At 69.8% G+C, this 26,313-nt stretch carries 25 protein-coding genes and 1 pseudogene; 13 read left to right on the forward strand and 13 right to left on the reverse strand.

Annotated features, from left to right (window positions below; all coding sequences use genetic code 11):
• Positions 1-25: 25 nt before the first annotated feature.
• Positions 26-769, forward strand: a pseudogene (locus tag BMY07_RS24805) (dolichyl-phosphate beta-glucosyltransferase); the annotation flags it as partial.
• A 25-nt stretch (positions 770-794) separates the two neighbouring features.
• Here BMY07_RS24805 and BMY07_RS24810 read toward each other — a convergent pair.
• Positions 795-1,379, reverse strand: coding sequence for a hypothetical protein (locus tag BMY07_RS24810; RefSeq protein ID WP_143073627.1), 585 nt, complete (start codon positions 1,377-1,379; stop codon positions 795-797).
• A gap of 944 nt (positions 1,380-2,323) precedes the next feature.
• Positions 2,324-2,974 (reverse strand): Crp/Fnr family transcriptional regulator, encoded by a 651-nt coding sequence (locus BMY07_RS24815; RefSeq protein WP_092783377.1) that lies wholly within the window; start codon positions 2,972-2,974, stop codon positions 2,324-2,326.
• 260 nt (positions 2,975-3,234) lie between these two features.
• Between BMY07_RS24815 and BMY07_RS24820 the strand changes: the two genes are divergently transcribed.
• From BMY07_RS24820 to BMY07_RS24835, 4 genes are all read left to right on the forward strand, one after another.
• Entirely contained in the window at positions 3,235-3,930 is a 696-nt protein-coding gene (locus tag BMY07_RS24820) for a Crp/Fnr family transcriptional regulator (protein ID WP_092783380.1), read from the forward strand.
• A 499-nt stretch (positions 3,931-4,429) separates the two neighbouring features.
• On the forward strand, positions 4,430-5,389 hold the full coding sequence (locus BMY07_RS24825) for a hypothetical protein (RefSeq protein WP_245782639.1): 960 nt from the start codon (positions 4,430-4,432) through the stop codon (positions 5,387-5,389).
• An 85-nt stretch (positions 5,390-5,474) separates the two neighbouring features.
• A complete protein-coding gene (locus BMY07_RS24830; RefSeq protein WP_092783386.1) occupies positions 5,475-6,395 on the forward strand; it encodes an alpha/beta fold hydrolase in 921 nt (306 codons plus the stop codon).
• Entirely contained in the window at positions 6,392-6,976 is a 585-nt protein-coding gene (locus BMY07_RS24835) for an alpha/beta hydrolase (RefSeq protein WP_143073628.1), read from the forward strand. Before BMY07_RS24830 ends, BMY07_RS24835 begins: the two co-directional genes overlap by 4 nt.
• A 117-nt stretch (positions 6,977-7,093) precedes the next feature.
• Here BMY07_RS24835 and BMY07_RS36250 read toward each other — a convergent pair whose 3' ends face one another.
• Positions 7,094-7,360 carry a transposase family protein gene (locus tag BMY07_RS36250; protein WP_177215750.1) on the reverse strand — a complete coding sequence of 89 codons (267 nt, stop codon included), beginning with the start codon at positions 7,358-7,360 and terminating at the stop codon, positions 7,094-7,096.
• A gap of 1,163 nt (positions 7,361-8,523) precedes the next feature.
• On the opposite strand from BMY07_RS36250, the gene BMY07_RS34520 reads away from it, so the two are divergent.
• Positions 8,524-9,888 (forward strand): DUF6801 domain-containing protein, encoded by a 1,365-nt coding sequence (locus BMY07_RS34520; RefSeq protein WP_177215751.1) that lies wholly within the window; start codon positions 8,524-8,526, stop codon positions 9,886-9,888.
• Between the two features lie 134 nt (positions 9,889-10,022).
• Here the strand turns inward: BMY07_RS34520 and BMY07_RS24855 are convergent, their stop codons facing one another.
• The 5 genes from BMY07_RS24855 to BMY07_RS24880 form a co-directional block, all read right to left on the reverse strand.
• Positions 10,023-11,177, reverse strand: coding sequence for a glycosyltransferase (locus tag BMY07_RS24855; RefSeq protein ID WP_092783398.1), 1,155 nt, complete (start codon positions 11,175-11,177; stop codon positions 10,023-10,025).
• Between the two features lie 660 nt (positions 11,178-11,837).
• A complete protein-coding gene (gene idi, locus BMY07_RS24865) occupies positions 11,838-12,419 on the reverse strand; it encodes an isopentenyl-diphosphate Delta-isomerase (RefSeq protein WP_092783401.1) in 582 nt (193 codons plus the stop codon).
• Positions 12,420-12,500: 81 nt separating this feature from the next.
• Entirely contained in the window at positions 12,501-14,231 is a 1,731-nt protein-coding gene (argS, locus tag BMY07_RS24870) for an arginine--tRNA ligase (RefSeq protein WP_092783404.1), read from the reverse strand.
• Between the two features lie 78 nt (positions 14,232-14,309).
• Positions 14,310-15,506 (reverse strand): lipase family protein, encoded by a 1,197-nt coding sequence (locus BMY07_RS24875; RefSeq protein ID WP_092783407.1) that lies wholly within the window; start codon positions 15,504-15,506, stop codon positions 14,310-14,312.
• A 470-nt stretch (positions 15,507-15,976) separates the two neighbouring features.
• Positions 15,977-17,530, reverse strand: coding sequence for an amino acid permease (locus BMY07_RS24880; protein ID WP_092783410.1), 1,554 nt, complete (start codon positions 17,528-17,530; stop codon positions 15,977-15,979).
• 230 nt (positions 17,531-17,760) lie between these two features.
• On the opposite strand from BMY07_RS24880, the gene BMY07_RS24885 reads away from it, so the two are divergent.
• The 5 genes from BMY07_RS24885 to BMY07_RS24905 are packed head-to-tail and all read left to right on the forward strand — an operon-like array spanning position 17,761 to position 22,647.
• Positions 17,761-19,119 (forward strand): glutamine synthetase family protein, encoded by a 1,359-nt coding sequence (locus BMY07_RS24885; RefSeq protein WP_092783413.1) that lies wholly within the window; start codon positions 17,761-17,763, stop codon positions 19,117-19,119.
• Complete coding sequence (locus BMY07_RS24890; RefSeq protein ID WP_092783416.1) at positions 19,100-19,831, forward strand: gamma-glutamyl-gamma-aminobutyrate hydrolase family protein; 732 nt, start codon at positions 19,100-19,102, stop codon at positions 19,829-19,831. The genes BMY07_RS24885 and BMY07_RS24890 overlap by 20 nt, the downstream gene beginning before the upstream one ends.
• Entirely contained in the window at positions 19,828-21,183 is a 1,356-nt protein-coding gene (locus tag BMY07_RS24895) for an aldehyde dehydrogenase family protein (RefSeq protein WP_092783419.1), read from the forward strand. The genes BMY07_RS24890 and BMY07_RS24895 overlap by 4 nt, the downstream gene beginning before the upstream one ends.
• Before the next feature lie 2 nt (positions 21,184-21,185).
• On the forward strand, positions 21,186-21,947 hold the full coding sequence (locus BMY07_RS24900; protein ID WP_425426349.1) for a 3-oxoacyl-ACP reductase: 762 nt from the start codon (positions 21,186-21,188) through the stop codon (positions 21,945-21,947).
• Positions 21,931-22,647 (forward strand): FadR/GntR family transcriptional regulator, encoded by a 717-nt coding sequence (locus BMY07_RS24905; RefSeq protein WP_092783425.1) that lies wholly within the window; start codon positions 21,931-21,933, stop codon positions 22,645-22,647. Before BMY07_RS24900 ends, BMY07_RS24905 begins: the two co-directional genes overlap by 17 nt.
• Positions 22,648-22,650: 3 nt before the next feature.
• Here the strand turns inward: BMY07_RS24905 and BMY07_RS24910 are convergent, their stop codons facing one another.
• From BMY07_RS24910 to BMY07_RS24930, 5 genes are read right to left on the reverse strand one after another with little or no spacing between them, the layout of a single operon-like run.
• A complete protein-coding gene (locus BMY07_RS24910) occupies positions 22,651-22,866 on the reverse strand; it encodes a hypothetical protein (protein WP_092783428.1) in 216 nt (71 codons plus the stop codon).
• Positions 22,866-23,075 (reverse strand): hypothetical protein, encoded by a 210-nt coding sequence (locus tag BMY07_RS24915; RefSeq protein ID WP_092783431.1) that lies wholly within the window; start codon positions 23,073-23,075, stop codon positions 22,866-22,868. Before BMY07_RS24915 ends, BMY07_RS24910 begins: the two co-directional genes overlap by 1 nt.
• A gap of 50 nt (positions 23,076-23,125) precedes the next feature.
• Entirely contained in the window at positions 23,126-23,296 is a 171-nt protein-coding gene (locus BMY07_RS24920; protein WP_092783435.1) for a DUF397 domain-containing protein, read from the reverse strand.
• The gene (locus BMY07_RS24925) at positions 23,293-23,478 is read right to left on the reverse strand and encodes a DUF397 domain-containing protein (RefSeq protein WP_092783438.1); all 186 of its coding nucleotides are present in this window, start codon (positions 23,476-23,478) and stop codon (positions 23,293-23,295) included. The genes BMY07_RS24920 and BMY07_RS24925 overlap by 4 nt, the downstream gene beginning before the upstream one ends.
• Positions 23,475-24,320 (reverse strand): helix-turn-helix domain-containing protein, encoded by an 846-nt coding sequence (locus tag BMY07_RS24930; protein ID WP_092783441.1) that lies wholly within the window; start codon positions 24,318-24,320, stop codon positions 23,475-23,477. Before BMY07_RS24930 ends, BMY07_RS24925 begins: the two co-directional genes overlap by 4 nt.
• A 117-nt stretch (positions 24,321-24,437) precedes the next feature.
• Between BMY07_RS24930 and BMY07_RS24935 the strand changes: the two genes are divergently transcribed.
• Positions 24,438-24,635, forward strand: a complete 198-nt coding sequence (locus BMY07_RS24935; RefSeq protein ID WP_092783444.1) for a hypothetical protein — start codon at positions 24,438-24,440, stop codon at positions 24,633-24,635.
• Positions 24,636-25,032: 397 nt separating this feature from the next.
• Positions 25,033-26,184, forward strand: a complete 1,152-nt coding sequence (locus BMY07_RS24945) for a class E sortase (protein WP_245782640.1) — start codon at positions 25,033-25,035, stop codon at positions 26,182-26,184.
• Positions 26,185-26,313 lie beyond the last annotated feature (129 nt).

Consider the following 26,313-nt stretch of genomic DNA (forward strand, 5'->3'; position numbering starts at 1 on the left):
AGCGTCCGGGCCGATCGTTGTGGGCATGGAGACGGTGCTGGCCCCGGTGGGCGGACGGACGGACAACGGTGACCCGGTCGTGCTCGACGTGGTCATCCCGGTCTACAACGAGGAGCGGGACCTGGAGCCCTGCGTGCGGACGGTGCGCGCGTACCTGGCGGTGTCGGTGCCCTACCGGTTCCGGATCACCATCGCCGACAACGCGAGCACCGACAGCACGCCGCTGGTCGCGCGCGGGCTGGCGGAGCGGTTCCCCGAGGTCGCGGTGCTGAGCATGGCCGAGAAGGGCCGGGGGCGGGCGCTCAAGGCGGCGTGGCTGGCGTCCGACGCGGCGGTGGTCGCGTACATGGACGTCGACCTGTCGACCGACCTGGCCGCGCTGGGGGCGCTGGTGGCGCCGCTGCTGTCCGGGCACTCGGACGTGGCCATCGGGTCGCGGCTGGCCAGGGGCGCGCGGGTGGTGCGCGGCGCGAAGCGGGAGTTCATCTCGCGGTCGTACAACCTGATCCTGCGCGCGGTGCTCGGGGCCAGGTTCTCCGACGCCCAGTGCGGCTTCAAGGCGTTGCGCGCCGACGCGGCCCGCTCGCTGCTCCCGCACGTGGAGGACACCGGCTGGTTCTTCGACACCGAACTGCTGGTGCTGGCCCAGCGCGGCGGCATGCGCACCTACGAGGTCCCGGTCGACTGGATCGACGACCCGAACTCGTCGGTGCACATCGTGGCGACGGCGGCCGCCGACCTGCGCGGCGTCGCCCGCCTGTGGCGCTCCCGGTCCCGCAAGGCCGGCCGCGCCCTCAGGTACGCCCGCGTCGCGGCTCCGGCGTGGTGAACCCGTGCGTGAGCAGCTCCCCGGTCGGCACCGGGACCCGGAGGTAGGCGGTCTGGGCGAAGGACTTGACCCGCACCGGAACCGGGACGTAGAGCCCAGGGTCGTCGTTCGCGTACCCCGACAAGACAGCGTCCACGTACGCCCGCTCCGACACGACGGCAGCGACCTTGGTGCCTGGCCCCGACCGCTCCAACAACGCACGCACGGGCCCGGCATCGAGTAACCGGTGCGCCTGCACGCGGGCCATACCGCTACCTGCCGTGATGGACCTACCTCCGGTGAGCGGTCCTATATGGATGGTCGCCCGCATCCGCACCCCGTCGCTCAGCACCTCTTGCAACGCAGGCAGAAACGGGTTCAACAGCCGCGGTAGCAGCCCTGACCGCAGCCCTAACACCCACCCGTCCCCCGTGCTCACGCTCAACGAGGCCCGCCCCCACTCGGCCCCCAACCCACAAACCTCCAACGCCCGCACCAAAACCCGCGGCACCAACCCCGTCAACGCCGCCTGCTCACGCCCCAGCCGCCCCGCGAAGTCCTTGACATCCACCACCAAAATAGCCCGATACGGCGGCAACTCCACCCCACCACCCACTGTCGACTCCTCTCACCAGGAGCCCCCACCCTGCCCACCCCACCCACCCCCCAACCGTCCGCCACCGGACTGATTCCACCGTGGAAACCACCGCGCCCTTTCGTGCCCGATGCCCAGCGCCCACAACCGCGCCGCCCCCACTGGCCTGGCAACCCCTGCGTCTTCACCCAGCCCAGCGACTCCGTGCGCCTTTACCCAGCTACTCGCGACCCTGTGCACTCCGTGCAGCCATCGGCAACCCTGTGCACTCCACCCAGCCCAGCGACCCCGCGCACCACCCCAGTCCTGTCAACGCCTAGTGCTTCGCCCAGTCCAGCGCCCTCAAGCACTCGACGCTGCCGTCGCGATGCGTTCCGCCCCCCGCTGCTCCGCGACACGGCACCCCCGCACGCCCCCAGCGCCGCCTCGCGCTCCCGCGTTACCCCTGAGATGCCCCCGCCACGACACGTCACCCCCGCATGCCCCCCAGCGCCGCCTCGCGCTCCGCGCTGCCCCGCCGCGCACTGCACCCCCAAGCTGGGTGGTGCCCCTCGTCTCCGCACTGCCTAGCGCTGCCTTCCGCCCCCACCACCCAGCGAGGTCCCGCGCCTCCGCGCTGCCCCACACCGCGACATGCCCGCGTCCTACCCCGTGACGCAGCGCGCCCAGCGCCACCCCTTGCGCTCCACCACAACGCTTCGCGACCCCGTAGTGCCCCCCTGCGCCACCCCGCGCCTCTTACGCCCTCACCCCGCCACACGCCCGCGACCGGGGCGCAGCCCCCACCCTCTCCGGGGGGCGGCCCCGACGCCAGTCTAACGAATGTCAAGCCCCCGCAGGCCAAGTCCGGGCAATCTGTGGACAACCCGACCGATGTGGATAAGCCCGACCAGCGCGGCCGGGACCAAGCGGCTCAGGCTTCACCCGATTGAGAGCCCAGCGCGCCGCGCCAGTTCCGACCTGTCCACAACCACCAACCGCGGCCCACGCCCCAAAGCCCCGCATCGCCGCAACTCCGCGATCTGTTCGGCAACAGTGCTCCGCGCCATCCCCAACGCCTCCGCGACCGCCTCTTGCGACAACGGCACCCGCCGGTCCGACCCCTCTGCGCGGTCGATCACCTCCAGCAGCAGCCGCGCGACTCGAGCGCCGCTAGACAGGTGCACCACCGGAACCGCGCCCACCATCGCCACCAGCTTGATCCGCAGGTACTCCCTAACGGCGCCTCTAGCACCACCCGCCAACACCCCGTCCAACACCGCAGCCCCCAACACGGCAACCGTGCACCGGTCCAACGCCACCACCGACGCCGTTCGCGTAACCCCCGCCTCTGGCGCCAACTCGCCCACCAAGTCCCCGGGCCCGCGCAACGACACCAGCAGCTGCGCCCCCGACACGTCCGACACCATCACCCGGACCCGCCCTCGCAGCAGCGCTAACACCTGTCCGCCCGGTTCGCCCTGCCGCAGCAGCACGGCACCTCTCGCGTACTCCCGCGCTGTCCCAGCGGCTACGACCGCTGCCCATAACCGCGCGCCGACCAGGGCTTGGAAGGTCTGCACACTCTCCACCTACCGCCCTAAGACCCGCTGCGCGCGCTAAGAGCGGCCTGGTTCGCCCGAACTGATCACGTGTGGCCCCCTCGTCAACCTGGACAGAACTTGGTCAACCGGTGCCTGATCCCCGCCGGTCCGCGTCGCGGCGGTTTACCGTCGGGCGCTGTCGAGCAGAGAGGAGCTCCACCATGGAGACCGAACATCCGAGGTGAGTAGCGCGCCGCCCACCGCCCGGCGATGATCACGGTGACCTGGTGAGCGGCGGAGGGTGGCCCATGCGACTTCCGAGTGACCTGGTGGCCGAGTCCCTGATGGCCTACCTCTCCGAGGAGGACCGCGCGCACGTGGTCGGGACCGGGACGCCGCGGGTGTTCGGCGCGGGTGAGACGTTGCTGCGCCAGGGCGACCCGACCGACCACGTGCTGGTCCTGGTGCACGGTTGGGCACGGGTGCTGACCAGGCGCGCGGACGGGCAGACCGTGCTGGTGGCGTTCCGCGGCCCCGGTGACGTGCTCGGCGACCTGGCCGCGTTGCACGGGTGGGTGCGGTCGGCGGATGTGGAGAGCCTGGAGGAGGTGCACGCCGTGCACTTGCGGGCGCACGAGTTCGGCACGTTGCTCGAGGAGCGCCCTTCCGTTGCGATCGCGATGGTCAAGCAGCTCGCGGCCCGGCTGCGTGAGGCGGAGAACGCCCGCGCCGAGTTCGCAACGATGCACGTCACCGAGCGCGTCGCCGCCTATTTGCTCTGGCTGTCGCACACCTACGGCGTCACGACCGACGCGGGTGTCGCGTTGCGCGTCCCGTTCACCCAGCAGGACATTGCCAACCGAGTCGGCGCCTCGTTGCGCGCGGTGGCCAGGGCGTTCGCCGTGTTGCGCGACCGCGGCATCGTCGTGAACACCCGCAGGCAGACCGTCATCGCGCGCCCGGACGTGCTGCGCGCCTTCGTCCGCGAGGTTCCCGAGCTCTGATGTGCCAAATGGCGTGCTGGGGGCGCGCCACAGGTCATCGCGAGGGCGTTGTCCCAGGGGCATCCTTGGTCTTGCGAGCGAGATCCGGGGAGGGATCGGGATGAGGATGCTGATGACGGTGGGATCGGTAGCGCGAATCGGTTTCTGGACTTTCCTGGCCGGGTTCGGTTCCGGCATGTTGCTGGTCATCGGTTTCTGACCGGCCACCACGGGTGTTTCACCACGGGGGAGTCGTCTGCCCTTGAGCTGGAGGAGGTGTGTGCGATGGAGAGCCACTGGATCCTGTTCTTGCTGGTCTGAGCGCTGCCGCCGCTCGTCGGGGGGTGGGCGGCGGCAGTAGGGGGAATGGGGGGTGGCGCCCGGTCCGCGTCGGGGTAATGCGGACCGGGCGCCCTTCTTTCCGCCATTGTCGGCGGGATTGCGCGGCGGTCGTGGTAACGGGAAGGCGGGTGCGGCGATGCTGGTGGGTGGAATGGGCGTGCGAAAGGGTGGTGGCCGGGTGGGAGTCGAGATCGCCGATGTCGTCGCCGAGCTGAAGGAGGTCCGCCGGGGTCGGGGCGTGCGCTCCGACGACCTGCACCACCGGGTCGGCCCGGCGCTGCGGATGGCCTGCGACATCACCGACCTCGACGACCCGGCGCTGGTGCGGCGCAAGCTGGTGCTGCGGCTGACCCACCTGGGCGCTCGGCTCCCGTCCGACCTGAACCTGGCCGCGACCGCCGCGCTCGGCCTGCACAAGGAGGCCGACGGCGGGTTCCTCGACCAGCGGATCGACTGGCTGGCAACGAGGTTCGACCGCGATCCGCGTACCGCGCGCAGGCGGGTGGACAGCGCGTTCCAACTCTTGGCGGAACTGCTCTACGACGCGGGCATGCGCGACCGCAAGTCGGGCTCGTACTCGCCTGACGGGTGGTACGTGGAGTCCCTGCGGGCGGCGCTACGGCTGGATCTTGAGGTACCGACGCTGACCGAACAACGGCAAATCGTTGCCGCAGTAGATGAACTCGACGAGTTGGTGCTATCGCTGAGTGCTCCGCGCGATCAGGCGATGCCGGACGGACAAGCGATCACCGCTGAGATCGCCTACGGCGGCGAGATCGTCGAGGAGCAACGCGTCTCCTCTAGCCACACCCGCTTCATCGTCCGCTTGCCTAGTCCGCTGAGTCTTGGACAGCGGCATGACTACAGCATCAAGTTCACCTCTTACCCGCGATCGTGGATGCGGCCGTACTACGTGTTCACGCCGTTGCGCCGGTGCGAGGAGTTCACGGTTCGCGTGCGGTTCGATCCCACGCATCCGCCGAAGCGCGTGTGGCGCATCAATGGCTTGCCCGCCAAGGCTTTCGAGGACTTCGCCCCGGGCTCGGACAGCCTGGAGATCGACCGAGTGGGGGACGTCGCCCTGGAGTTCCACGACCTCCAACAGGGCCTCAGCTACGGCCTGCAATGGCACGACTAGCTTTCCGTTCGCCCTAAAGTGAATCCGCGTCCGCTTCGGGTGAACTCCCTGGCACGCCAGCACTTTCCCGGGACACGATGGATGCATGCGACTGCTCCTCATCCTCACCCTGCTGCTGACCGCACTCCCCACCACCGCGACGGCCACAGTCTCCGCGGCGATGGCCGCATCGCCCGCCACTACAACCTCGACACCCACTGAGATCCAGTGGCGCGCATGCCCAGGCGGAACCCGCGCGGCGGATGCGGGCCTGACGCCCACCGCCCGATCGCCTGCCGCGCAAGGACAACAGTGTGGCCAGATCCGGGCGCCCCTCGACCACGGCAAGGCCAACGGTCCAGCGATCACCATCGCCGTATCTCGGTTGACCGTGGCCGATCCCGCTGTCCGCCGCGGTGTTCTGCTCATCGTCCCCGGCGGCCCTGGTGGCGCGGGACTCGACCTGCCCGGCCTGTTGGCGACGCTGATGCCGCCGGAGGTGCTCGCGCGCTACGACCTGGTCAGTTTCGACCCGCGTTTGGTTGGTCGCAGCACCCCGGTGACCTGTGGCATCCCGGAGTCCCGCCTCATCGACATCGAGCCATGGCCGCGGCCGGGGTTGGCGGCGTCCATGGACCGGATCGCTGCGGGGTGTGATCCTCGGTTGGCGCACACCAGCTCCGCGGACATCGCGCGGGACATGGACCTCGTCCGCCGGGCGCTAGGGGAGGAGCGGTTGTCGCTGCTCGGCTATTCCGCGGGGACCTACCTGTCGGCGGTGTACCAGTCGCTCTTCCCGGACCGGGTGGACCGCGCGCTACTCGACAGCGGCGGCGATCCCGCCCTGGTGTGGCGGGGCATCGTCCGAGCGTGGGGCGCGGCGACCGAGGCACGGTTCCCCGACTTCGCGGCCTACGGCACCCGCACCGGCCTGGTGGCGAGCCCAGCCGAGGCCCGGGCCCTGTACTTCACCCTCGCCGCCCGGCTCGACGCCCGGCCGGTGACACTGCCGATGGCAATGCCTTGACCGGCCCGGTGTTCCGGGAGGCGACCCGGCAGGCGCTCTACTCCGACCAGTCGTTCCCCGGCCTGGCAGCGCTGTGGTCGGCGCTCCGGGACGGGCGAGCGCCGAGAGTGACACTGGCCCAGGTCGTCCCGATCCTGGCCAGCAGGGCGGCCCCTGCCGAACCCGGGTGGCCCGCGGTCCCGCCCGATTCCTTCGCGGTCGGCTTCCTCGGCGTCGTGTGCCGTGACGCCGCCTGGCCACGCTCCGCCCACCGGTACGCGGCAGACGTCGCAGTCGACTCACTCCGCTACCCCATGGTCGGCTCGATGTCCGCAGGCATGTTTCCCTGCGCACGGTGGCGCTTCCCCGCTGTCCCACCGGTCACGCTGCGTCCAGCCGCCAGAGACACCCTCGTCCTGCACAACCTCCGCGACCCGGCAGCCCCCATACCCGGCGGCCGCGCCCTGGCATTAGCCCTAGGCCCCAAGGCCCGATTCCTGTCCTTCGACCAAGGCGGCCACGGGACCTACCTCCTGTCGGCCAATCCCGAAGCGAACGCCATCGGTGCGGCCTACCTGGCCCACGGCCTATTACCCGGCTAGCAGCCAACCGAGCCATTCCCTCCGCGCTTGTCGTTGAGGGCGAATACTCCACACCGACTACCGACGCCCCTGCAACACCTTCGCCACGACCATCACAGCGGTCATCGGACTATACTTTTACGCCCGCTCTGAATAACCCTTGTCGGCAGGCCAGGACGTGGTGTTCCGATCTCGCACGATTCCCGATTGCTGAAGACAGTGGAAGTCGTGACGACGACCTTCGAACGGTTCCGACACCCATACGAGTTGGCCGTTGAGGGTGCGGGCGACCTGGACGTTGACCCCGGTCTTGCGGTGTCGCCGCGAGTGCAGGCCGGGTTGTGATGCCCGTGACCAGCAGGGCAACAGTGTTCCATCGACGATGTGGCGCCGTTGGTCGTCCACATCGTCAACCGTGGGGTGAGTGTCTTCGGTGTGGTAATCAGATTCTCTCAAACGGGCCGCCGTCTATTTCATCCACCCCCACCTTGACGATCATCCGATCGCCGGTAGACGGCGTCCTGAATAAGCCTCGTTGTCCACCCGCCAACCCAACTGATCATCTCCAGCGATATCTGCCGCTGCCTGTCCAGCAGGCGCCTTGGCGAGTTCGGCGACGACATTCGTATCGGGAGGTCGAGTGCAGCCGTTAACCAGGCAAGCGTGACCGCCGTGGACGGGGTCTGCTGCACGACTAGGTGACAGCGGTAGTCACGCAGCCTGGACGGCCGGCGTGGTCATGATTGTCTCGTAGTGGACGGGTCCCCGGCCGAGGGTGGTTTGGCGCCTGTGGCGGTGGTAGGTGCGTTCATTCCGGGTGACGATCGCGGTCCGGAGTTCGTCTCGGGTGGTCCAGGCGGGTCGGTCGAGGGTGTTGTTCTGCAGCAGCGCGAAGAGCTCTCCATTCGGCGTTGTCGCCCGCGGCGCCGACGAGGCCCATCGAGCTGGTCCGGCCCTGGCGGGCGAGTGCGCGAACGAGTCTCCTTGATCGGAATTGCGATCCGCGGTCGGTGCGGAGCACGCAGCCAGCGACCTCGTCACGTCACACGCCGGCGTTGGTGAGGGCGGTGACGGCGAGATGGCCTCGCATCCGGGAGTCGATGGAGTTACCCACGATCCGTGTGGAGCAGCCGTCTCTGACCGGCTGGGCACGCCAACGGCAATGGGCTTGGCGGGCGATCCCGGGTACCCGGCAGGTCACGGCGACCGAACCCCGTTCGCGGCCGGCTCGCTCACGAGCGGGTAGAGCCCCTTCCCAGCAGGTTCGCCTGCGACAAGTACGCCGCCGCGCGGCGCAGCACCTCGTTCTCCTGCTCCACCAACTCGTGGCGGCGACAGTGGAGTGAGTGGGGGAAGGGGAGTAGGAATTGTCACCTGCGTGATAAGTGGGGCGGCGTTTTTTGGAATGCTGTGACAATGGGGTTGATGACAAGGGAAAGGGGGGTTGCTGTGGTCGGGTGATAACTTCGCCGGGACTTCTTGCGGGTGTACTGGCCGGTAGTTAGCGTGGGCCCACGGCGGCTTTCTGCTGATTATCCCGGGTTGTTCGCACCCGAGGGAGGAATACCGTGAATCCTGCCAAGATCTCTAGGACCCTGGTCGCGGCGGTGGCGGGCACCGGTGCCGTGGGGCTGGTGGCGGCTGGGCTGCTGCTGGGCTCCGGTGCAGGCGTGGCCGAGCCGGTCTCGTTGACGCTGAACTACACCTGCCCGTTCCCGCTGATCGGCAACCAGGCCATCAAGGTGGTCATCAGTTCCGACATCCCGGCCAGTGTCGGAGTCGGGGAGCCGACCGGCGCGTTCGACATCACCGCGATCACCACCGTTCCGGACACCGCCACCCAGGGGCTGACCCTGGTCGGTGCCGCGACGGTGGAGGGCAAGGCGGTGTCGGGGGCCAGTGTGGCGGCGCCGGGGGTGACGGTGCCGGTCAGTGTGCCGATCACGGTGGAGAAGACACCGGTGCCCGCGTCCGGGGCGTTCGACGTCAAGGCCACCGGGCAGACCCCGTCGCTGACGTTCACCCAGGCGGGGACGGCGCGGATCAGCGTCAACGAGTTGACGTTGACCCTCACCCCGAAGAAGGCGGACGGGACCCTGACCGGGCTCGGCACGTTCGACTCGCCCTGCACGCTCAACCCCGGCCAGGACAACACCCTGCACACGTTCCAGATCACAGGAGGCACCACCCAACCCACGACCACCACCACCCAGTCGACGCCGACCAGCACCACCACCACGACGCCGACCAGCACGACGCCGACAACGACCACCACGCCGACCAGCACCACGCCGACGACCACGAGCACGACGCCGACGAGCACGACGCCCACCAGTACGTCGTCCACCGCCACGACACCGTCGACCACGTCAACGACCCCGACCACGTCGACGACCACCCCGTCGACCACGCAGCCGCCCGGTCCCGGGGTAAAGGTGGACTACGACCTGACCGGCAGTTCGACCCTCAAGGCGCTCAAGGGGTCCGTCGCGCTCACCGGTGGGTTCAGCGCGGAGGCGGATCTGGCGGCGGGGCGGTACACCGGCAAGCTCGCGCTCAACCCGACCAGCGGCAGGTTCACCATCCTGGGGTTCTTGCCCGCGACGTCGACGGTGGCGTTCGAGCAGGTCGGCACCGCGGGCGGCGCGCTGAGCACCGGCGCCATCACCTTCGCCGGGAAGCTGGACATCAAGATCACCCGCATCGCCGTCCTGGGGCTACCCGTCTACCAGGGTGACACCTGCAAGATCGTCACCCCGTCCGAGGTCACCCTCACCTCGGTCGGTCCCTTCGACGTCCTCAAGGGCGGCAAACTCACCGGCGGCTACGACCTCGGCAAGGTCAGTGGTTGCGGCAAGCTGAACAACCTCATCGCCCCTCTCATCACCAGCAAGGGCAACACCATCGACGTCACCCTGGCGATCAAGAAGTAGCTCGGCACGGCCAACCCCGGGGCTCTTCTCCACCCGCTTGAGGAGTCCCGGGGAGTCGCCGTGCCGCTCCGCGGTTCCTCGGGCACGCGACCGAGGAACCGCAGAGCAGGGGGCGCGTCATCGGGGCCGGTGGGCTACTGCTGGTCGGCCCACTCGGGGAGCCGGGCGGCGATGTCGGTGGGGCTGGGCATGGTGGCGATCTCCTCGGCGAGCGCGGCGACGATCTTGGCCGCGGTGTCGTCGGCGAGGAGGTCGGTCGCGGCCTCGGTCAGGGCCGCGGCGGTGACAGCGTCGCCGAGGAGTTGTTTGGCCGCGCCCGCGGTGGTGAAGGTCTCGGCGTTGGTGAACTGGTCGGCGCCCTGGGGGACGAACAGTTGGCGCACCCCGGCTGCCGCAGCGCCGAGGGTGGTGCCGGAGCCACCATGGTGGACGACCAGGTCGGTGTGGGGGAGCACCTCGGCCTGCGGGACCCACGACTCGATCGCGACGTTCGCGGGCGGTTCGCCGAGGGCGCTGAGGTCGACCGTGGGGCCCGCGGCGACCAGGACGCGGTGGCCGGTGGCGGCGAGGCCGTCGATGGCCTCGCGCAGGACCGCCGGGTTGCCGAACGCGGTGCCGAGGGTCAGGTAGATCAGCTTGCCCCCGCCCTGCGTGACCGCCGCCGGGAGCTCGCCCGGCGCGGCGAAGGCCACCGGTCGCAGCGGGACCCTGGTCGCGTACTCGGCCAGGGTTTCCTTGTCCTGCAACGACTCCGGGTAGATGTCCAGGTACGGGCCGCCGAACCCCAGCCTGTTCGTGCCGTCGAGTTCGACGCCGAACTCCGCGGCGAGGGTGGGCAGGATGTCCTTCAGGGCGGGCAGGTGGGCGAGCGAGGTCGGCTTGCTGATCCCGTGCGCCACCGCCGGGATGCCCGCGAGCTTCGCCGCGATCGCCGCACCGAACGCCGCCGACTCGTTGACGACCAGGTCGAAGTGCCGCTCCCGGAACAACGGCAGCAGGTCGGCGACGGCCTGCCGGGGCAGGACCTCACCGAACACCCGCATCGCGGCCCCGGTGACCTCCTCCGGGTCCATGTCCTGCAGGGTCCGGTCGCCGACCACCCGCTTGAACTCGGTGGCCATGTCCCCGCCCGCGTGGACGGTCTCGAACCCCAGCGCGGCCACAACGGGGTGGAACGTCTCCCAGGTGGCGTACGTGATCTCGTGCCCGGCCGCCTTGGCCGCGATGGCCAGCGGCAGCAGGGGGAAGGTGTGCCCGTGCGCGGGCAGACTGCTGAAGAGGATCTTCACCCTCTCCAAGGTAGGCAACATCGCCGCCCCCGGGCGAGTGATTTGCCCGCAGCGCCCGACTGCTGTCGGAATCCGCCGGAAAATCTCACCCCAGCGTGGCCAAGAACACCACCCGCGAACCCGGCGCGCGATCAGGTCCGGCCCAAGCGGCGGTGCGTGGGTGCGGCGAGCCGAACCTCGGCGCGGCCTGGACTCGGCCTGTCGTGCGCGTGAAGGTGGAACGGCGAGTCTTACCCCAGCGTGGCCAGGTACACCACCGACTAGCCAGTGCGCGACCGGGATTGGCCCACGCGGTGGCCGGCTTTGCGAAGGCGCGGCGAGCCGTGATGGGGAGGCTTATCCCAGGGCGGCAAGGAAGACCGGCCGATGCGTTCGGAGCAGGGTGCGGCTGGACTCTGCCCACTCGATCGCCCGGGATGTAGCTGAGGACGTCGCGGCCCTTCTCGTCCACGCCGAGGTGGCGCGGGGCGTAGGGGTAGCCCGCGGTTTCCAGGTACCGCAACACCTCCGCGGCGAACGCGGATCGACTCCGCCGGACCGTGTCCCCGACGCGGACGACCTCCGCGGTGTTGTTCCCCCCGACGAGGTGCTCCTCCACCATGCCCACACCCTCGGCTGATGACCAGGCCGAAGTCAACAGGCGAGGGTGTGGGGAGGCGGTCAGCGCAGTGCGGGCGGGAGTTGCGCCGGGTCCCCGGTCGGCCAGGTGAGCGGGTCGCCCAGGGGGACCAGGTCGGTGAGCTGGAGGACCGACCACGGGGAGATGTCCAGGGTGCCGGTGCTGACCTCGTCGAGGAAGTCCGGCCAGGTCAGCCAGCGGACGGAGTCGACCTCGGCGGGGTTGGGGCGGGGTTCGGTGTCGACCACGACCCGGTACACCGGGCAGATCTCGTGTTCGACGATGCCGTCCGGCATCACCGCGCGGTAGCGGAACGCGGGCAGGATCAGTTCGACCTTGTGCGGCCCCGGTAGGCCCAACTCCTCGACCAGCCTGCGCGACACCGCGTCGAGCGGGGACTCGCCGGGGGCGGGGTGCCCGCAGCAGGAGTTGGTCCAGATGCCCGGCCACGTCTTCTTCGTCAGCGCCCTGCGGGTGATCAGGAAGCGGCCGTCGGTGTCGAAGACGTAGCTGGAGAAGGCCAGGTGCAGCGGGGTGTGCTCGTGGTGCACGGTGGCCTTGTCCGCCGTGCCGATGCTGTTGCCCGCGTCATCGAGGAGCACGACCTGTTCGGCGATTGTCACCCGGTCACTGTGCCGTCACACCCTGCGCAGGGCAAGCCACAACCGGTCCCCCGATCGGGGCCAGAACGGGGGACCGGCCACTCACAGTTCCGCGGGCGCCTCGATGCCCAGCAGGTCCAGCCCCAGCACCAGCACGTCCGAGGTCACCTTGGTCAGCGCCAGCCGGGACGCGCGCACCTCGTCCGGGACGTCCGGGCGCAGGATCGGGCAGCTGTCGTAGAACGTGGTGAACGTCGAGGCCAGGTCGTAGAGGTACCCGGTCAGCTTGTGCGGCGCGTAGCCCTCCACCGCGGCGGTGATGGCGGCGGGCAGTTGCAGCAGCCGCACCAGCAGCGCGCGCTCGGCCGGGTCGGTCACCAGGACCTCGCCGAAGCGCGGCGTGCCCGCCTTGCGCAGCACCGACTGGCACCGGGCGTTGGCGTACTGCAGGTACACCGAGGTGTTGCCCTCCTTGGCCATCATCCGCGACCAGGTGAAGACGTAGTCCTTCTCCCGGTCGTTGGACAGGTCGGCGTACTTGACCGCGCCGATGCCCACCGCGCGGGCGACCTCGGCCTGCCGGTCGGAGTCCAATGAGGACCGTTCGGCGACCGTCTTGGCGGCCTGCTCGACGGCCTCGGCCAGCAGGTCGGCCAGCTTGACCGACTCGCCGGAGCGGGTGCGGATGGTCTTGCCGTCCTCGCCGAGGATGGTGCCGAATCCGATGTGGACGCTGGTCTGCGCCTCGGTCAGGTACCCGGCCTGCCGCGAGGCCGCGAAGATCATCGCGAAATGCTGGGCCTGCGGGGTGCCGACCACGTAGAGCAGGTCGGTCATCCCGCGCTCGGTGACCCAGTACCGCACGGTCGCCATGTCGGTGGCCGCGTAGCCGTACCCGCCGTCGCTCTTGCGCACGATCAGCGGCAGCGGCTCGGCCTCGCGGTTGGTGAACCCGGGCGGGAACACGCACACCGCGCCGTCGCTGATCTCGGTCAGCCCCTTGGCGGTCAGCTCGTCGATCACCGTGTCCAGGTACGGGTTGTAGAAGCTCTCCCCGTAGACGTCGCCGGGGGTGAGCAGGATGCCGAGCAGCTCGTAGGCCTGCTGGAAGTGCCGGGTGGACTCCTCGACCAGCGCCCGCCACAGCGTCAGCGTCCCCTCGTCGCCGCCCTGCAGCGCGACCACGCGCGCGCGGGCCCGGTCGGCGAAGGTCGGGTCGGCGTCGAACTTGGCCCTGGCCTGCTGGTAGAACCGGTTGAGGTCGCTGATGCCCGAGTCGGCGCCGTGCCCCTCGTCGACGAGGTGCTCGATGAGCATCCCGAACGGGGTGCCCCAGTCGCCGAGGTGGTTGTGCGGGACGACCTCGTGGCCCGCGAAGCGCAGCAGCCGCAGCAGCGCGTCGCCGATGATGGTCGAGCGCAGGTGCCCGATGTGCATCTCCTTGGCCACGTTCGGGCTGGAGTAGTCCAGCGCGAACCGGCGCGGCTGCTCGACCGGCGCGACCCCCAGCCGGGTGTCACCCACCAGGGCGCCGACCCGACCGGCCAGCCACTCGTCGCGCAGCCGCAGGTTGATGAACCCGGGCCCGGCGACCTCGGGCACCTCCAGCAGGTCGGCCGAGTCCAGGTGCGCCACGATCGCCTCGGCGACCTCGCGCGGCGCCTTGCCGATCTTCTTGGCCAGGCTCATCGCCGCGTTGCACTGGTAGTCGACACCCTCTCGGGTGGACGGTCGGATGACGGCCTCCGCCGGGGTGATCTCCAGACCGAGTCCGCGCCGCAGCGCCCCGGCCACCCGTGCCCCTAGCTCCAGCCCGACATCCCCGTGCGCCACCCTGGCACCTCCTCGCTTCTCGACACCGAGTATCCCAGGGTCGCGCACGGGGATTTCCGCCGCCCGCCGCGGCTCGGCTCAGCAGGTCGACTTCTGCGCCCGTCCGGCGAACCTGGCCTCCAGGAACCCGTACGCCTCCGGGTAGGCCGCCACCGCGCCGCCCACGTGGGTGGGTGCCACGTTCGTGGCGAACCGCACGTTCGCGCCGAGCCCGCACCACCGCCGCGCCAACGCCCGGCCGGTCGCGTACGGGATCACGTCGTCGAGCAGCGAGTGCGTCACGAGCACCGGCACCGCGGGCTTGCGCTGACCCAGCAGCTGCTCGGCCACGATCGTCCGGAACGGTTCCTCGCCCAGCAGCGCCGCGATCGGTCGACCGTCGCGGGTGAACCCGGCGGTCTTGGCGAAGGCGTAGCGGGGGATCGACTCGAACAGGCACTGCCCCTTGATGTCGGTCAGGAACCGCTTGCCCTTGTCGTTGAGGTAAGAGGCCGCGTCGATGCCATAGGACGCCTCAAGCCCCGCCACCGCGTAGCCGACGAACGCGACGTACAGGCTGCCGTCGAGCGTCGTGCCCACGTCGGCGAGGTCGGCCGGGACCGCTCCCGCCGAGACGCCCCGCAGGTCCAGTTCCGGCGCGTACGTCCCGGCGAGTTCGGCGGCCGACGCGGCGGCCCCGCCGCCCTGCGAGTACCCGACGACCGCGACCGGCCCGCGGTCCGGCAGTTCCGGCAGCTTCTGCGCCGCGCGGATCGAGTCGAGCACCGCGGTCCCCTGCACGACCCGGCTCATGTACGTGTGCACGCCCGGCGTCCCGAGCCCCTGGTAGTCGGTCAGCACGACGGCCCAGCCCCTGGCCAGCAGCCCCGCCACGAACGGACCCTCGTACTCCATCCCGGCCGCCAGCTGCCGCGACGGCGCGCACTGGTCGCCGAGGCCCTGCGTGCCTGCCGCGTACCCCACGACCGGCCGCACGCCCGCGCCCGTCCACGCCCTGCGCGGCGTGATCACCGTTCCCGTCACCGCGATGGCGGCACCCGTGCGGTCGCTGGAGCGGTACATGATCCGCGTGACCGTGCCGTCGACCCTGATCAGCTTCGCCGGGTCGACGAAGAACTCGGAGGGTTGTGTGCGCACGAGATCGCCGTTGTGCGCGGGCAGCGTCGCGGGCGGTTGGTAGAAGTCCTCTTGCGCCGTGGCGACCGCGGGCGCCGCGACAATCAGGGCACTCACGGCGAGCACGAGTGGCCCGAGCCGCTTTCGGTTGAGTGGCATGGGTTTTCCTCCGACCTGGTGGGGTACCGGATCGAAAGCTACTGACAGGTATGGCCACTGTGCTCGTCGTCACAACGAACTTTGTCCACCGCGACAACCGGGGAAATGGCAGTGGGGGCCACGACGCCCGTGCGGTAGGCGGTGGCCCCCACGCCAACTGGAGCCACTGCGTGGGACAGGCTCCTGGCCGGGCTGGCTTCGTGTCCTGGCTGGTCGGGGCAGGGCGCGGCGGTGGGGGTTCTGCACGCCCACCGCCGCCGCCACGCGTTCCCCAGACCCGCAGGGGGGCGGTCCGCGACGGGCGGCCTGCTCGGTGCAGGGTCCCCGGGCCCCCAGCCCTCGTTGGGGGTGCTCCGGCGAGTTGAGCGGTGTTCCCGTCGCGTGGAACGAAGTCAGTATTTGTTAACCACCGTGAACATGACAAGACGGTGCACCGGTGCGGAATTTCCCGTTTCCCAGTTCTGCGCCGTTCAGCTCTCGGCCAGGTCCCGTTCCACCGCGGCCAGTTCCGCCGCGCTGCCCTGCACCTTCGGCCCGGTGAACCACTTGCGCGCCGACACAATCCACCACAGCGCCGCCCCGCCGAGCACCACGGCGAACGCGATCGGGGTGTAGTTGAGCGAGTCCCAGGTCACCGGGTACACCTGCGGCAGCATGAACAGCACGAAGATGAACCCGACCCAGATGGTCGCGATCGTCCCAATAGGACGGCCCCAGCGGCCCAGGTGCCACGGTCCCGGCGTGAAGTCGTCACCGGCCCGCACCCGCAGGAAGATCGGGATGACATAAGCCGTGTAGAGGCCGACGACGGCGATCGAGGTGACCGCGGCGTAAGCGGTGTAGCTCCACAGGTACGGGACCGCCAATAGGAACGCTCCCACCGCCGCCAACCACACGGAATTCGTCGGCGTCCTGGTGCGCTTGTTGATGCGGTGCCACACCCGTGAACCGGGGATCGCGCCGTCGCGGGCGAAGGCGTAAATCATCCGCGAGTTGCCGGTCACCGCGGCCATCCCGCAGAACAGCTGCGCGCCGACGCAGATCAGCAGCAGCACCTTGCCGGTGGCGAGCCCGACCGCGTCGATGAACACCTGCGCGGGCGGCACCCCGGTCGCCGAGTTGACCGCGCCGTCGTAGTCCTGGATGGCGAAGGTCAGCCCGATCAGCAGCACCCAGCCCGCGGCCAGCGACACCAGGATGGACATGACGATCCCGCGCGGTCCGGCCACCGCGGCGCCTCGGGTCTCCTCGGTCATGTGCGCGGACGCGTCGTACCCGGTCAGTGTGTACTGGGCCAGCAGCAGGCCGATGAGGAAAACGTAGACCGGTGAGCTCCACCCCGTCTGGTTCACGAACTCGCCGAACACGAACGACGCGTCCTGGTGCTTGTCCGGTACTACAGCCAGCACGATCACGATCGCCAGCACGCCCAGTAGGTGCCACCAGACGCTGACGGTGTTCAGGATCGCCACGACTCTTACGCCGAAGGTGTTCAGCAGCGCGTGCGCCAAGAGGATGATCGCCAGCAGCAGCACGGTGTGCCCGGGCGTCGCCGCGAAGCCGAATTGCAGGTCTAGGAACGCGTTGAGGAACAGCGCCGCGCCGAAGTCGATGCCCGCGGTGACCGCGACCTGCCCGACCAGGTTGAACCAGCCGGTGAACCACGCCCACGCGGGCGCGTTGCGCTTGGCCAGCTTCGCCGCCCAGTAGTACAGGCCGCCCGCGGTCGGGTAGCTGGAGCACACCTCCGCCATGCCGAGCCCGACCAGCACGACGAACACGCCGACCAGCGGCCAGCCCCAGATCATCGCCGCCGGTCCGCCGGTCTTCATGCCGAACCCGTAGAGGGTCAGGCAGCCGGACAGGATCGAGATGATCGTGAAGGACACCGCGAAGTTGCTGAACCCCGACAGCGAGCGGCGCAGCTCCTGGGCGTAGCCGAGGGAGTGCAGCCTCGCCTCGTCGGAGTCGGAGTCGGCGGGGGTGTCGGGAGTCTCGGAGGTGGACTTGCCGGAGGTGGACATACATCCTCCAATGGATCGAAGGCGCTCCATTGCTGGCCAACAAGTGTGATCCTCGCTACTCGGCCGGTCAAGGTCCATTCGCGGTGACCTGTCGACTTCGCCGGGTAGTCACCGGCTGGGCCAGGTCGGCGGCTTCGCGGCGTGGCGGTTGCGCGGCGGGCGCGGCACTGCGAGCATGCTGGGGGATAGCGCTCCAATGGTCTTTTCCCGATCCTTTGCGGGAGGTAGGCGTGGCCGAGACCGGGTTGCCCCTCGAACGGCTGCGCGCGCTGGCCGACCAGGGCGAGGTCGACACCGTCCTGGTCGCGGTCACCGACATGCAGGGCAGGCTCCAGGGCAAGCGGGTCACCGCCCGGTTCTTCTTCGACGAGGTCGTCGCCAACGCCACCGAGGCCTGCGACTACCTGCTCGCGGTGGACGTGGAGATGAACACCGTCCCCGGCTACGCCAGCTCGTCCTGGGAGGACGGCTACGGCGACTTCGTCCTGCGGCCGGACCTGTCCACCCTGCGGCTGCTGCCGTGGCACCCCGCGACCGCGCTGGTGCTCGCGGACCTGGAGCTGGTCGGGGGCGGCCCGGTCACCGTCTCGCCCCGGCAGGTGCTGCGCCGCCAGCTCGACCGGCTCGCCGAGCGCGGCCTCACCGCGTACGTCGGCACCGAGCTGGAGTTCCTGCTGTTCAAGGACACCTACGAGCAGGCGTGGGACGCGGGCTACCGGGGCCTGACCCCGGCCAACCAGTACAACGTGGACTACTCGCTGCTGGGCACCGGCCGGGTCGAGCCGGTGCTGCGCGCGATCCGCAACGGCATGGCGGGCGCCGGGATGTACCCGGAGTCGGCCAAGGGCGAGTGCAACCCCGGCCAGCACGAGATCGCGTTCCGCTACGCCGACGCGCTCACCACCTGCGACAACCACAGCGTCTACAAGACCGGCGCCAAGGAGATCGCGGCCGCGCTCGGGCACAGCCTGACGTTCATGGCCAAGTACAACGAGCGCGAGGGCAACTCCTGCCACATCCACCTGAGCCTGCGCGAGGTCGACGGCACCCCGGTGATGGCGGGCGACGACGAGCACGGGTTCTCCCCGCTGATGCGGCACTTCATCGCCGGTCAACTGGCCTACCTGCGTGAGCTGACCTTCCTGATGGCGCCTAACGTGAACTCTTACAAGCGCTTCGCCGATGGGTCGTTCGCGCCAACGGCGTTGGCGTGGGGAGTGGACAACCGCACGTGCGCGCTACGGGTCGTCGGGCACGGACAGTCGCTGCGCGTGGAGAACCGGGTACCGGGCGGTGACGTGAACCCGTACCTCGCCGTGGCCGCCATGATTGCCGCCGGGTTACGCGGCGTCGACGAGCGTCTACCGCTGGAGGACCCGGTGACCGGCAACGCTTACACTGCCGCCAAACCCCGTGTCCCGACCACCCTGCGCGAGGCGGCCGACCTGTTCGCGGCGAGCACGGTCGCGGCTGAGGAACTCGGCGCGGACGTGGTCGACCACTACCGCAACGCGGCCGCGGTCGAACTGCGTGCGTTCGACGCCGCCGTCACCGACTGGGAGCGCGTGCGTGGCTTCGAACGGCTCTGACCGGCCGCCGGTCATCGGCATCACGACCTACCTGGAGAACGCCACCTTCGGGATCTGGGAAACCGAGGCCGCGGTCCTGCACCGCGACTACCTGGACTCAGTACGGGTAGGTGGCGGTAACCCGGTCCTCTTGTCCCCGATCGGCGACTGGCGCCCCTCGACCCTGGACTGGCTCGACGGGTTAGTGCTGTCCGGCGGCGCTGACGTTGACCCGGCGCGATACGGCCAACCGCCGCACCCAACCACTGGGACCCCTCAGCCACTACGGGACGCGTCGGAGTTTGCACTGTTGGCTGCCGCGATCGAGATGGACTTGCCTTTGTTGGCCGTCTGCCGCGGCCTTCAGGTGCTCAACGTGGCTCTTGGCGGGACCTTGCACCAACACACACCCGAGATCGTTGGCACCAACGATCACCTCCCGCACGTGGCGTCCTTCGGTAAGACGGAGATCTCGGTGACGCCGGGGTCGCTGCTCGGCCGGATCCTGGGGGAGTCCGTGTCGGTGCTGTGCCACCACCACCAGTCAGTCGACCGAGTAGCCGACGGCCTCCACGTCGTCGCCCACGCCCAGGACGGCACGGTCGAGGCCCTGGAACTCCCCGGCCGCCGCTTCGCGCTCGCCACCCAATCCCACCCGGAACAGAACGCCGACGACGCCCGCCTGTTCACCGCCCTGGTGGACGCGGCCAGGGCCAGGAGGGAAGACCGATGACCGCGTTCGAGGTCGTGAACCCGGCGACCGAGGAAGTGATCGCCTCGGTCGGGTTGGCCGGGGTGGACGAGGCCGATCGGGCGATCGAGCGGGCCGCGGCGGCGTTCGCGGGGTGGCGGGCGGTGGCGCCTGCGGATCGTGCTCGGCTGTTGCGGCGGTTCGCGGACGCGGTGGACGCGGATCTGGAGAACCTGGCCGGGCTCGAGGTGGCCAACGCGGGGCACACCATCGGGAACGCGCGGTGGGAGGCGGGCAACGTCCGCGACGTCCTGCACTACTACTCGGCCGCGCCGGAGCGGTTGTTCGGGCGGCAGATCCCGGTCGCGGGGGGTGTGAACATCACCTTCGCCGAGCCGCTGGGGGTCGTGGGGGTGATCGTGCCGTGGAACTTCCCGATGCCGATCGCGGCGTGGGGGTTCGCGCCCGCGTTGGCGGCGGGCAACACCGTGGTGCTCAAGCCCGCCGAGTTGACGCCGTTGACCGCGCTCCGGCTGGCCGAGCTGGCGCGCGAGGCTGGTATCCCGGAGGACGTGTTCCAGGTCGTCCCCGGGCGGGGCGATGTCGTCGGGCAGCGGTTCGTGACGCACCCCGCCGTGCGCAAGGTCGTGTTCACCGGGTCGACCAGGGTCGGCAAGCAGATCATGGCCGGGTGCGCCGACCAGGTGAAACGGGTGACCCTGGAGCTCGGCGGCAAGAGCGCGAACATCGTCTTCGCCGACGCCGACCTGGCGAAAGCAGCCGCCACCGCCCCGTACGCGGTGTTCGACAACGCCGGTCAGGACTGCTGCGCGCGCTCGCGGATCCTGGTCGAGCGGTCGGCCTACGACGAGTTCATGGCCGCGTTCGAGGTGGCCGTGCGCGGGGTCGTGGTCGGGGCGCCCGGCGAGGAGACCACGGAGATGGGGCCGTTGATCTCCGCCGCGCACCTGGACCGGGTGCGGTCCTATGTGGACGACGCGCCGGTCGCGTTCCGGGGTGCCGCGCCGGACGGGCCGGGCTTCTGGTTCCCGCCGACCGTGCTCGAAGCGGGGAGCTACCGGGCCCAGTCGGAGGAGGTTTTCGGCCCCGTCGTGTCCGTGGTCCCGTTCGCCGACGAGGCGGAGGCGCTGCGGCTGGCCAACGACACCGAGTACGGCCTGTCCGGGTCGATCTGGACCCGCGACGTCGGCCGGGCGCTGCGGGTCGCGCGCGGGGTCGAGGCCGGGAACCTGTCGGTCAACTCGCACTCGTCGGTGCGGTACTCGACGCCCTTCGGCGGCTTCAAGCAGTCCGGGCTCGGCCGCGAGCTCGGACCGGACGCGCTGGCCGCGTTCACCGAGGTCAAGAACGTCTATGTGGACACCCAGGAGTGAGCATGCGTCTAGAGGGACGGGTCGCCGTGGTCACCGGCGGCGCCAGCGGCATCGGTCTGGCGTCGGTCCGGCGGCTGGCCAGTGAGGGCGCCAAGGTCGTAGTGGGTGATATCGACCCATCAAGCGGGCGGAAAGCGGCCGAAGAGGTGGACGGGCTGTTCGTCCAGGTCGACGTGACCAGTGAGGACGAGGTCAAGGCCCTGTTCCAGGCCGCCGCCGACACCTACGGCTCGGTCGACATCGCGTTCAACAACGCGGGCATCTCCCCGCCCGAGGACGACTCGATCCTCACCACCGGCCTCGACGCCTGGCGCCGCGTGCAGGACGTCAACCTGACCTCGGTGTTCCTGTGCTCGAAGTACGCGATTGAGCACATGCGCCGCGCGGGGAAGGGGTCGGTGATCAACACGGCCTCGTTCGTGGCGGTCATGGGCGCGGCGACCTCGCAGATCTCCTACACCGCGTCCAAGGGCGGGGTGCTGGCGATGAGCCGGGAGCTGGGCGTGCAGTTCGCCCGCGAGGGCATCCGGGTGAACGCCCTGTGCCCCGGACCGGTGAACACCCCGCTACTGCGCGAGTTGTTCGCCGCGGACCCGGAGCGCGCCGCCCGTCGCCTGGTGCACATCCCGCTCGGCCGCTTCGCCGAGCCGGAGGAGATCGCCGCCGCGGTGGCCTTCCTGGCCAGCGACGACTCGTCGTTCATGACCGCGTCGCAGTTCCTGGTCGACGGCGGGATCTCGGGGGCATATGTCACTCCCGAATGACCCGCTCGACCCGGCCCTGGCCGCCCTGTTCCGCCCGGTCCGCGCGGGCAACGCCCTCGAGGAGACCATGGAGCGCATGCTCCAGGCCATCCGCCTCGGGGTCGTGCCGCCGGGCGGGCAGCTGCCACCCGAACGTGAGCTGTCGTCACGCCTCGGGGTGAGCCGGGTGACCTTGCGTGAGGCTTTGCGGGCGTTGCAGGAGTCCGGCCACGTCGAGTCCCGGCGCGGCCGCTACGGCGGCACCTTCGTCCGCGTCCCGTCGTCGGACCCCCTGCCCGCCCCGGACCGCGACGCCATCGAGGACACCCTCACCCTGCGCTACGCCCTGGAAACCGGCGCCGCCGAACTGGCCGCCGCCCGCTCCCTACCCCCGGCGACCCGCCGCCACCTGCGCGGCTGCCTCGCCGACGCCTCCGCCGCGGGCATCGACCACTACCGCCGCACCGACTCCCGCCTGCACCTGGCCATAGCCGAGGCCACCGCCACGCCATCCCTGACCGCCGCCCTGGCCGACGTCCGCACCCGCCTCAACGCCCTCCTGGCAGCCATCCCCCTGATCCCCGCCAACCTCACCCACTCCAACGCCCAACACAAGACCATCATCGACGCCATCCTCGACGGCGACGCCACGGCGGCCCGCGCCGCGATGGCCGAACACCTGGCCGGAACGGCGGCGCTTCTGCGGGGTTTCCTGGCCTGAGGGCTACTTGGTGACGATCGGCTCGGGCTCGGCGAAGTTGTCGCCGCCGGGGGGTGAGAGGCGGGTGGTGTGGAGGGAGATCACGCGGCCGTCGGTGCAGGTGATGCGGAGGTCGGTGACGCCCTTGTCGACGGCGTAGGTGTCGATGCTGGTGATGTCGGGGTGGCCTGCTGCTTGGAGTTGCTCGCGCAGGTAGTCGACGAAGCGGTCGCGGCGCATCAGAGAGCCGACTCGGGGATCGCGTACGCGGCGTGGGCGGGGACACCGGGGCCGCTGACCTCGCGGACCATGATGGTGGCTCGGGCGCCGCTGGCGAAGTCCACGCGGAGCCTGCTGTGCCCCTTGTCGATCTTGACCACCTCGGTGATCTCCGGGTGGTCCTTGCTCAGGACGTCGAACAGCACGTCATCGAGTTCGCGGCGGCGCATGGATCAATATAGGCACACAAAGGCCCCCGAAATGATCCGGGGGCCTCGTGTCAGCTGACTCTGGTGAGGAGGCTGGTGAACGCGCGGGTGGGGAACCGGAGGGTGGGGGTCGGGTTCTTGGTGTCGCGCAGGTGGACGGTGGTGGGGGTGGGGTGGGCTACCTCTACGCAGTCGTTGTTGCCGCCGCCTGTGCCGCTGAAACTGCTGCGGCGCCAGGTCATCGGGTGACGCCGGTGAGGAAGGTGGCGAATGACCCGGGAGTGAAGCGCAGGGTGGGCGCGGCGTTCTTGCTGTCACGAAGGTAGACAGTGGACTCGGTGACTGGCATGGCTACCTCGACGCAGGCGTTGTTGCCGCCCCCGGCGCCGCTGCGGCTGCTACGACGCCACTGAAGCTCGTTCACTTGCTCAAACTCCTTACTCTCGCGCGGATCACCTCCGCGCTGGCCTCTGGGTCCAGACTGGCGGTCCGAACCTCGTCGAACATGGTTTGGAAGTGCTGGACGTCGCTTTCATTCTCCACCCACACACCACCGGCTGGGTGCTCCAGATACACCACATCCGAGTCACCCTCGTCGCCGAAGGTCATGATCCAGCAACCCCCGGACATGTTGCCGTAAGCGCCTGTCTCGAACGGGATGATGTGAACAGTCACGTTCGGTTGCTCAATGAGTTCGAGTAGCCGCTGCAACTGATCGCGAAGCACCTTGCTGCCTCCGACTTCCCGGTGCAGCACGGCGATGTCCAAGCAAACGCACAACTCGATCGCGTCTGGACCTTCCAGGTAGCGCTGGCGTTCCAGTCGGATGTTGACAAGTTCGTCCACATCGGAGGTCACCTTGGCGGTGGCGAAGACTGCCATCGCGTAGTCCGCTGTCTGCAGAAGGCCTGGGATTACTGAGGTTTCGAGGATGTAGATCTGCTCGGCCTCGCGCTCGGTGTTGACGAGTTCGCGGAAGGCTTTGGGGGAGTCGGCGGGGAGGCGGATCTTGGGCATGGTGACCGAGGCGGCGTCGTAGAGGGTGCTGGCCTTCTCCTCGGCGTCGTCGCCCGCGCCGTAGTAGGTGAGCAGGACGGAGACGGCGGCCCAGGCGGGCTTGTAGATGCCGTTCTCGTACCGGCTGATCGTGCTCTCCTCCGTCTTCAGCTTGCGTGCCGCGTCCACCGCGCGCAGGCCCGCTGCCTCTCGGAGTTCGCGCAGGTATCGGCCGAGTCGCTTCTTGCGTCGGGTCGGGGTTGCCGCCATGGGATGAGCCTAGCGACTGTCCGTGTGGAGCATGTGCACTCTAACGGGGCATTGTTGGAGCAACTTGCGCCGGCCTAGGTTGGCGTCACCACGAACCGATGACAGGAAGGTGCCCCCATGCTGCGCTCCGATCTGGAGATCACCACCTGGGCCAAGATCAACGACAGTTGCTCGATCTCCGCCGAGGTGGAGGGGACTGACCTGGTGGTGCGCTTCGCCGGTCAGCTCGACAACTTCGAGGTCCTGTTCACCCCCGCCAGCCTCGACCAGCTCATCACCGCGGCCACCGAGGGCCGCGCCCTGCTCAACGCCTGACCCCGCCGTCCGACCCGCCGCCGGTAGAGGGCATTCACCTCCTCCGAACGGACCTGTGACGTACCTTTTAGGGGTCCGTTCCACAGCCGAGGGGGTGCACCACATGCCGGACGACCGGCGGCGGGTCCCCCCACGCCGCCCCCAAGATCCCGAGGCCCCCCGTCCTGCCCGGCGGGCCCCCGAACCCCCGCCGGAGCGCACCCGCCACTCGGGCTCGCTCGACGGCTCTCTCGACCCGATCCCCTCCCGCCCCACCAGCGCCAACCCCGGACCGCCTCGTCCGGCCCCCGCCGGGCAGCCACCTCCCCACGGCCGCCCCGCGACCGGCCAGTCCGCGAACGGCCGCCCCGCGACCAGCCAGCCCGCGAACGGCCGGCCCACGCACCCGCCCCGCCCGGTGAACGGGCAGCCGCTCAACGGCAGGCCGATCCGCCCGGCGACCGGTCGCCCGGCGGCGGACCGGCCCGCGGCAGGCAGGCCGCCGCACGCGCGAGCCCACCCCGCCGAGGCGCGGACCGAGTTGATCCCGCCGGTCACCGACGACGATCCCACCGAGTTCATCCGGGCCCACCGCGGCTCGCTCGGCTACCGGGACCCGGAGACCGAGCGCATCCGGCCCGCAGGCCAGGACGAGCCGGACGACCGGGTCCACCTCGACGACCTAGCCGACTACGACGACCACGACGACGACAACCACGACCCCGACCACGACGACGAGTTCGACGATGACCCTCCGCCGCCCAGGCGCAAGGAGAGCGTCGCCTCCGTCATCGTCCGGTCTGTCGGCGAGATCATGGTCACCCTGGGCGTGATCGTGCTGCTCTTCGTCGTCTACGAGGTCTGGGTCACCGACCTGGTCTCCGCCGAGAAGCAGGAAGACGTCACCGTCGCGCTCGACGACCAGTGGCAGCACCCCGGCCCCGCCGATCCGCAGCGGCAGCAGAAGTTCGAGTTCGCCGACGGCGAGGGCATGGCGAAGCTCTACATCCCCGCGCTCGGCGACGACTACCACTTCACCATCGTCGAGGGCACCTCCGCCGCCGACCTCGAGACCGGGCCCGGGCACTACAAGAAATCCGCCCTGCCCGGCCAGCCCGGCAACTTCGCCGTCGCCGGCCATCGGGTCGGCAAGGGCGCTCCGTTCAACGACCTCGACCTGCTGTCCTCCTGCGACGCGATCGTGGTCGAGACGCAGACCTCGTGGTTCGTCTACCGGATGCTCCCCACCTCCGACGACGCCAAGAACTGGGCCGCCAAGGCCGCCGACCCGAGGTGCGCCGGGGTGGCCCCGCAGACCGGTGACTACGCCAGGGCGACCGGCCGCCAGATCGTCACCCCGCAGCAGAGCGAGGTCGTCGCGCCCGTTCCCGGCAACCCCTCGGCGAAGACCCCGGCCGAGCAGCGGCAAAAGATGATCACGCTGACCACCTGCCACCCCAAGTTCTCCAACCGGCAGCGGATGGTCCTGCAGGGCGTTCTGGTGCGCGAGCAGCCCAAGAACGCAGCGGCGCCCACTGAGGTTCCCGCCGAATTGCGCGAGACCGCCTAGCAACGCCCCATGGTCCACTTCACACACTGCTGACCAGCATCGTTACCGACATTTACCCGACCTGGTGAATCCGGCGGTGCTGGCGCGCGCCGCCCGTGCACCCAAGGCAGATTCCGATTCGTCGGAAAC

Origin of the sequence: Actinokineospora terrae (assembly GCF_900111175.1) — a bacterium.
In the GTDB taxonomy this organism is placed as follows: domain Bacteria; phylum Actinomycetota; class Actinomycetes; order Mycobacteriales; family Pseudonocardiaceae; genus Actinokineospora; species Actinokineospora terrae.